Source organism: Kineococcus glutinatus (genome assembly GCF_039542765.1).
Lineage (GTDB): Bacteria > Actinomycetota > Actinomycetes > Actinomycetales > Kineococcaceae > Kineococcus_A > Kineococcus_A glutinatus.
The window spans coordinates 1-2,939 of the sequence record NZ_BAABIL010000727.1 but is presented as its reverse complement, the minus strand read 5'-3'; the positions used below and the strand labels follow the sequence as shown (position 1 = coordinate 2,939).

General features: G+C 76.5%; 6 protein-coding genes. 1 reads left to right on the top strand and 5 read right to left on the bottom strand.

Going from position 1 to position 2,939, the window contains the following annotated elements:
- The coding region (locus ABEB16_RS20705) for a putative sulfate exporter family transporter (RefSeq protein ID WP_345714076.1) at positions 1 to 266 on the top strand (266 nt) is incomplete at its 5' end.
- A 45-nt stretch (positions 267 to 311) separates the two neighbouring features.
- Here the strand turns inward: ABEB16_RS20705 and ABEB16_RS20700 are convergent.
- The 5 genes from ABEB16_RS20700 to ABEB16_RS20680 form a co-directional block, all read right to left on the bottom strand.
- Positions 312 to 728 carry a type II toxin-antitoxin system death-on-curing family toxin gene (locus ABEB16_RS20700; protein ID WP_345714075.1) on the bottom strand — a complete coding sequence of 139 codons (417 nt, stop codon included), beginning with the start codon at positions 726 to 728 and terminating at the stop codon, positions 312 to 314.
- Positions 725 to 922 (bottom strand): ribbon-helix-helix protein, CopG family, encoded by a 198-nt coding sequence (locus ABEB16_RS20695; RefSeq protein WP_345714074.1) that lies wholly within the window; start codon positions 920 to 922, stop codon positions 725 to 727. The genes ABEB16_RS20700 and ABEB16_RS20695 overlap by 4 nt, the downstream gene beginning before the upstream one ends.
- 61 nt (positions 923 to 983) lie before the next feature.
- Positions 984 to 1,649 (bottom strand): ATP-binding cassette domain-containing protein, encoded by a 666-nt coding sequence (locus tag ABEB16_RS20690; protein ID WP_345714077.1) that lies wholly within the window; start codon positions 1,647 to 1,649, stop codon positions 984 to 986.
- A gap of 170 nt (positions 1,650 to 1,819) precedes the next feature.
- Positions 1,820 to 2,380 carry an ATP-binding cassette domain-containing protein gene (locus ABEB16_RS20685; protein ID WP_345714073.1) on the bottom strand — a complete coding sequence of 187 codons (561 nt, stop codon included), beginning with the start codon at positions 2,378 to 2,380 and terminating at the stop codon, positions 1,820 to 1,822.
- The coding region (locus ABEB16_RS20680; protein WP_345714072.1) for an ABC transporter permease at positions 2,377 to 2,939 on the bottom strand (563 nt) is incomplete at its 5' end. The genes ABEB16_RS20680 and ABEB16_RS20685, both read right to left, overlap by 4 nt.

The following is a 2,939-nucleotide window of genomic DNA, read 5'->3' as shown; positions in this document are numbered from 1 at the left end:
GGCGGCCGCCGCTGGTGCCGGGTTTCGTGCTGGGTTTCGCCGCCGCGGTGGTGCTGGCGAGCACGGGGGTGCTGCCGGCGGGCGTGCTGGCCGGTGCCGAGCGGGTGCAGCACGTGCTGGTGGTGGCGGCGCTGGTGGGGCTGGGCACGCAGATCCGCTGGCAGGTGCTGCGCCGCGCGGGGGGCCGGGCGCTGCTGCTGGGGCTGGGCAGCTGGCTGCTGGTGGCGGGCACGGCGTACGCGGCGCTGCGGCTGCTGGGGAGCTGACCGCGCCGGCCACCCCGTCACCGACCGCGTCGCCCCCGGCGGGGATCAGCCGGCGGGGACGAGGTGTTCGGCGATGCTGGCGGCGAGGGCGTCGACGTCGAGCTCGCCGCGGGCGGCGGCCAGCACGAGCTGCTCGGCCTCGTCGACGTCGTAGGCGATGTCGACGCCGTTGAGCAGGCACAGCACGCGGGTGGCCGACCAGGCCAGGCGCTTGTTGCCGTCGATGAGGCAGTGGTTGCGCACGAGGGAGTGCAGCAGCGCCGCGGCCTTGTGGGCGAAGGTGGGGTAGGCGTCCTGCCCCAGGACGGTGGTGCGGGGGCGGGCGGCGGCCGAGGCGAGCAACCCCGCATCGCGCACGAGCACCCCGGGCACGACGCCCTGCGCGATCTGCACCAGGTCGTCGACGTCGAGCAGGTCGGGGTCGGTGGGCCCTTCGGCCGGTGGCGGGGGAGCTGGGGTCACCGGGCCAGCCGGGCCAGCAGCTCGGCGTCCTCGGTGCGGACCCGGGCGATGGCCTCGCGCAGCCGGGCGGGGCGGTCGGTGACGTAGTCGCTGATCGCGGCGCGGGCGACCTCCTGCATGGAGCGCCCCTCCTGCTCCGCGCGCCGGCGCAGGGCCTCGGTCTCGGCCTCGGTGAGCCGCAGGTTCATCGCCACCCGGCCATGGTAGGCCGCCCGGTACCACAGCGGTACCGCTGTGGTACCGGGCGGCGTGCGCTCACGCCGGTGCCGCGGCCCGTCCCCGCGCCGGCAGCTCCAGGCGCCGGTCGGCGACGGCCGCGGCGAGGTCGTCGTCGTGGGTGACCAGCAGCAGGGCGCAGCCGGCCTCGTCGACCTCCCGCACCAGCACGTCGGTCGTCACCTGCTGCGTCGCGACGTCCAGGCGCGAGGTGGCCTCGTCGGCGAACAGCAGCACCGGCCGGGGCAGCATGGCGCGCACGATCGCGATGCGCTGCAGCTCCCCACCGGACACCTGGTCCGGGCGGCGGCGCAGCATCTCGGGCGCGATGCCCACCTGCTCCAGCAGGGCCGCCAGCCGGGCCCCGGGAACGCCGTGGCGGCGCATCGCGGCCCGCACCGTCACCTCCAGCGGCACGCGCCGCGGGAAGGACAGCCCCGGGTCCTGGTAGAGCTTCTGCACGCGCCCGCCCCGGGTCGCCGCGGCGTGCACGACCGTGCCGGCGTCGACCGGGGTGAGCCGCAGCAGGGCGTTGCCCAGGGTGGTCTTGCCGGCGCCGCTGGGGCCGGTGAAGGCCCAGCGCTCGCCCGGGTGGATCTGCAGCGACAGGTCGCAGAAGAGGTCGCCGGCGCCGTAGGACTTGGTGATGCCGTGTGCGGCGACGAGCGGTGCACCGGTGGCCGCCGGCGCTGCGCCGCGGCGCATCCACGGGAAGTCCCACCGGCTCGGCTCGGCCCCCAGCAGCCGCCGGGTGTACGGGTGCGCGCCGGCGGTGAGGACCTGCCCGGCGGTTCCCGCCTCCACCACGCAGGCCTCGCGCATCACCAGCACGTCGCCGCCGAGCCGGCGCGCCAGCCGCAGGTCGTGGGTGATCGTCAGCAGCAGGCCACCGCCGTCCAGGTGCGCCAGGAGCAGGTCGGCGAGGCGGTCCCGGGCGCGCGGGTCCAGCCCCTTGGACGGCTCGTCCACGATGAGGACCCGCGCGCCGCCGATGGTGGCGGCGGCGTACGCCACGCGCTGGGCCATGCCCCCGGACAGGGTGTGCGGCCACGCCCGCCCTCCGCGACCTGCGCGCGCACCCGCATCGTCGGGTCCAGCGCCAGCGCCGGCTCCTGGGGCAGCAGGGCCAGGTGCCGACCCCACAGCCGCCTGCGGCCGGCGCGGTCGGCCAGGTCGAAGCGCGTGCCGCCGACGCTCATCACCCCCTCGGCGTGCAGCTCGCGCGGCAGGGTGCCCATCAGGGCGTGCGCGAGCACCGATTTGCCCGAGCCGCTCTCGCCCACGACGGTCAGCGCCCGCCCCGGTTCGATGCGCAGGTCGATGACGTCGACGAGGACGTCGGTGCCGTGGCGGACCACGACGCGGGGCGCGGTGAGGGGGGCGTCCGTCCCCCCGGGGGCGTCCCACGGGGCGTCGGCTCTCGTGTCGGTGGTCATCGCTCCTCCTCGGGGGTGCGCAGGCCGAGGAAGCAGACGGTCAGCAGGAACAGCACGGCGATCGGCGCCAGGGACAGCCACGGCGCGACGTCGTAGAACGGGAAGGCGTCGGTGATCATCAGGCCGAGCTCGGCCCGCGGCGGTTGCAGACCCACCTTGATGAACCCCAGCGTCGACATGGCCAGGATCGAGGTCACCATCCCCAGCGAGGCCAGGGTGCCCAGCAGCGGGCGCAGCTCCGGCCACAGGTGGTGGCGCACCACGTGCAGGCGCCCCAGCCGCAGCAGCCCGGCCGCCTCGACGGCGGGCGAGCCCAGCACCAGGCCGCTGCGGGCGCGGACCACGCGGAAGTACTCCACCCACTGCGCCAACGCCAGGCCGAGGTATAGCGCCCAGAGGCTGTCACCGCCGGCCAGCGCGGACACCAGGAGCACCACCAGCAGCGCCGGCACCGCGACGAACGCCTCCGACACCGCCCGCAGCGCCGCGTCGACCCAGCCCCCCGCCCACGCCGCCACGATCCCCGCCACGGTGCCGGCCACGCACGCGCTGGCCACGC

Excerpts from the sequence above, each read along its gene's own strand:
- ABEB16_RS20690 (WP_345714077.1), bottom strand. The coding sequence starts at position 1,649 with ATGCGCCGCGGCGCAGCGCCGGCGGCCACCGGTGCACCGCTCGTCGCC.
- ABEB16_RS20685 (WP_345714073.1), bottom strand. The coding sequence starts at position 2,380 with ATGACCACCGACACGAGAGCCGACGCCCCGTGGGACGCCCCCGGGGGG.